The organism is Psychrobacillus sp. (genome assembly GCF_056205495.1).
The window spans coordinates 1-4,070 of the sequence record NZ_JBAEAP010000339.1 but is presented as its reverse complement, the minus strand read 5'-3'; the positions used below and the strand labels follow the sequence as shown (position 1 = coordinate 4,070).

The window sequence follows — 4,070 nt, the reverse complement described above, 5'->3', positions numbered from 1 at the left end:
AGGGAGAGCTTGCTCTTCCTTCCTTTACTATTTGGTTGTGTTTAAAAGATATTGTTGAACAGAAAATATTCCATAACTAGCAAGTTGCAAAAAATAATTTCAAAATTTGCGTGAGGTGACAATTGATGAACAACTACTTTGTAAGGCGAATACTACAAGTAATCCCCGTATTATTAATCATTTCATTTATTGTCTTTTCACTAGTATTTATTGCAGGGGACCCAGTAGCCCTGATGTTACCAGATGATGCAACCCCAGAAGATGTAGAACTATTAAGAGAATCTCTAGGTTTAAATGATCCTTTTATCGTGCAATACACAACATACCTTTGGAACCTTGTACAAGGTGACTTTGGAGAATCTTATCGTTATGGTCAAGATGCCATGTCAATAGTTCTAGAGCGGCTCCCCGCCACTTTAGAACTTGGTATTGTAGCACTTATCATTTCAGTTGTTGTATCGATTCCTCTTGGGATTTGGTCCGCTACCAAACAAAACTCTAGTTTAGATTTAGTGGCGACAGGTGCGGCAGTAATCGGGAAAGCAATGCCTAACTTTTGGTTAGGTATCATGTTGATTTTATTGTTTTCTGTGACGTTAAACTTCTTCCCTGTTTCCGGAAGAGGGACACTCATGCATTTAGTGCTTCCTTCCGTGACTCTTGCTACTGGGATAGCTGCGGAGATGACTCGACTCATTCGGTCTAGTATGCTTGAAACCTTGAATCAAGATTACGTACGGACAGCGAAAAGTAAGGGTTTAAAAGATAGAGTCGTTGTTTATAAGCATGCTTTTCGAAATTCACTTATTCCGGTTATTACGATTACCGCACTACAAACTTCCACTTTGGTTGGTGGGACATTAATTACCGAAACAATCTTTGCATGGCCTGGGTTAGGTCAATTATTAATACAGGCTGTAAATACCCGAGATATGGCAATTGTTCAAGCAAGTGTATTTGTCATCGCAACACTTGTAATTCTTATGAATCTGGTAGCAGATATTCTTTACAGACTTTTAGATCCTCGGATTAAATACAGCTAGGGGGAAGGTAAAATGACCCAAATACAATCGACAATAACTATTTCACAAAAAAAGCCATCTACTCTAAAAAGGTGGAGCAGATTATTATTTAGAAGCAAAACAGGTACAGTAGGAGTTTTTATTGTTTTTATTGTTTTCTTGGTGGCCATTTTTGCACCAATGCTAGCACCTCATGATCCAACTGCCATCAATGCAGGAAATATGCTAAAGCCACCCTTCTGGATGGAAGGCGGCAGTACTGCCAATCTATTAGGGACGGATAACCTGGGGAGGGATATTCTGAGTCGGGTTATCTATGGTTCTCAGGTCTCCTTGTTAGTAGGGATTACCTCAGTAGTTGTTGCAGGGATTATCGGTGTGACTATTGGTTTAATTGCAGGGTATTATGGAGGTTTTATTGACAATCTATTAATGCGCGTCGTAGATTCCTTCCTAGCAATCCCTACTATTCTTTTTGCACTAGTAATTCTTACTATTTTTGGACCGAGCATTGTTACGCTTATTTTCGTTCTCGGTGCTACGAACTGGGTAAACTATGCACGACTTGTACGTGGAGAAGTACTGTCAATCAAAGAACGTGATTATGTGCGAGCTGCACATTCTATTGGTGTAAAAAACCATAAAATCATTCTTCGCCACCTACTTCCGAACGTTGTTTCAACTTTTATCGTTATTTCTACATTAAGTGTGGCAACCACTATCATACTTGAAGCGTCACTTAGCTTTTTAGGGCTAGGTATTCAACCGCCTGATGTTTCATGGGGATTAATTTTGAGTGATGGAAGAGATTATTTAGCGACAAGCTGGTGGCTAGCAACTTTTCCGGGAATAGCCATAACCATAACAGTCCTGGGAATCATTTTCTTGGGAGATTGGTTAAGAGATATTCTAGATCCACGCTCTATCAAAAAATAAATGTAAGGAGGAATCCCTAATGGCGGAAGAGATACTGCATGTAAAGAACCTTAAAACTTATTTCCATACAGAAAATGGGGTTGTTCCCTCAGTTGATGACGTTACTATACAAATATATAAAGGAGAAACAGTCGCAATCGTTGGTGAATCAGGGTCAGGGAAAAGCGTGACCTCTCTATCGATCATGCGCCTCATTGAATCTCCAGGGAAAATTCAAGGTGGGCAGATTTTATTCAAAGGAAGAGACATTGTTCCTATTTCCATGAAAGAGATGCGTCAGCTTCGTGGAAATGAGATTGCAATGATATTCCAAGAGCCACTTACTTCTTTGAATCCGGTTTTTACAATCGGAAATCAAATGGCCGAATCTATTAGACTGCATCTTAAAAAAAGTAAGAAGGAAGCACGTGAGCTTAGTATTGAAATGCTGAAAAAAGTAGGAATACCAAGAGCCGAGAAAGTGATTGATTCATTCCCTCATTCATTAAGTGGTGGAATGAGACAGCGGGTAATGATTGCAATGGCACTCTCCTGTAATCCTAAATTGTTGATTGCAGATGAACCAACAACTGCACTGGATGTAACAATCCAAGCTCAAATTTTGAAATTAATGAAAGGTTTAATTTCGGAATTTGATACATCCATCCTATTAATCACGCATGATTTAGGTGTAGTTGCGGAGATGGCAGATCGTGTAGTCGTGATGTATGCGGGTCAAGTGGTGGAAGAAACAGATGTATTCACATTGTTTAGAGAACCAAAGCACCCTTATACAAAAGGATTAATGGATAGTACTCCTAAAATTCATGAATTAAGGGATGAACTAATTTCGATACCAGGGACAGTTCCAAATCCATTACATTATCCAAATGGTTGCCGCTTTATGGATCGCTGTCTATACGCAATGCAAAAGTGTGCAGAGGCTCAACCAGAACTAAAAGAAATTCTAACCAGTCACAAGGTTAGATGCTGGCTTCATGAAGAAAAGGTGGTTGATTTATATGAAACAAAATCATTTACTTGAAGTAAAAGGATTGAAAAAAGCGTTTGATATATCGGAAGGCTTCTTTAAACGAAAAAAACAGTTTCTTTATGCAGTCGATGGCTTGGATTTCTACGTGGACGAAGGAGAAACACTTGGCATTGTAGGTGAATCGGGATGTGGAAAATCTACTACCGGTAATTTGATTGGTCAACTACTGGATGCAACAGAAGGAGAAATACTATTTGAGGGAGAAGATTTAACGAAGTTGAAGGGAGAAGCCCTAAGAAAGAAACGAAAGGATATTCAGATGGTTTTTCAGGATCCTTTCTCTTCCTTGAACCCTCGTATGCGTGTGTTTGAATTAATAGCAGAACCATTAAGAACACATACATCTCTAAATAAGAAGGAACTTGCGGAACGAGTATTGGAACTAATGGACCTAGTTGGCTTGAACCGTGCTTATATAAATCGATATCCACATGAATTTAGTGGAGGGCAGAGGCAAAGGATCGGAATTGCTCGTGCTATTTCCTTGAATCCTAAATTAATCATCTGTGACGAGCCAGTTTCCGCCCTGGATGTATCGATTCAATCTCAAATTTTAAACTTACTAGGTAAATTACAAAAGGAACTAAATTTAACATTTATCTTTATCGGACATGGTCTTCCAGCTGTAAAGCATATCAGTGACAGAATTGCTGTTATGTATCTTGGGAAAATCGTGGAGTTGACGACAAAAGAAAAGCTGTTTCTAAATCCGATGCATCCTTATACGGAGGGGTTATTGTCCGCTGTGCCAGTGCCAAATCCTCTTCAACGAAACCTAGAAGGGAAAAAACTTCTGGAAGGTGATATCCCAAGTCCATCCAATCCACCACCTGGTTGTAATTTTCATACAAGATGCCCTTATGCTCAGGAAATATGCAGTAAAATAGAGCCTGATTTTGAGGAAAAATTACCTGGTCAATTTGTTGCTTGTCATTTTCCATTGAAAAATGGAAAAGGAATTATCTTTGAAGAGAAAGTGAAGGTAGAGTCTCATGGACTATCTTAAGAATAATCTTGAACCTATGCTGATGTTAATAGAAAGGTTAGTAAATATTGATAGTGGCTCAACAAACAAAGTC

The 4,070-nt window shown here is 38.9% G+C and carries 4 protein-coding genes; all 4 read left to right on the top strand.

All coding sequences use genetic code 11. The annotated features are described in order from the left end of the window. Nucleotides 1-125: 125 nt before the first annotated feature. From AC06OU_RS10130 to AC06OU_RS10115, 4 genes are read left to right on the top strand one after another with little or no spacing between them, the layout of a single operon-like run. Entirely contained in the window at nucleotides 126-1,043 is a 918-nt protein-coding gene (locus AC06OU_RS10130; protein WP_475855549.1) for an ABC transporter permease, read from the top strand. A 12-nt stretch (nucleotides 1,044-1,055) separates the two neighbouring features. Further along, nucleotides 1,056-1,958 (top strand): ABC transporter permease, encoded by a 903-nt coding sequence (locus tag AC06OU_RS10125; protein WP_475855548.1) that lies wholly within the window; start codon nucleotides 1,056-1,058, stop codon nucleotides 1,956-1,958. Nucleotides 1,959-1,977: 19 nt separating this feature from the next. Beyond that, nucleotides 1,978-2,982 carry an ABC transporter ATP-binding protein gene (locus tag AC06OU_RS10120; protein ID WP_475855546.1) on the top strand — a complete coding sequence of 335 codons (1,005 nt, stop codon included), beginning with the start codon at nucleotides 1,978-1,980 and terminating at the stop codon, nucleotides 2,980-2,982. After that, nucleotides 2,960-3,997, top strand: a complete 1,038-nt coding sequence (locus tag AC06OU_RS10115; protein ID WP_475855544.1) for an ABC transporter ATP-binding protein — start codon at nucleotides 2,960-2,962, stop codon at nucleotides 3,995-3,997. Before AC06OU_RS10120 ends, AC06OU_RS10115 begins: the two co-directional genes overlap by 23 nt. Nucleotides 3,998-4,070 lie beyond the last annotated feature (73 nt).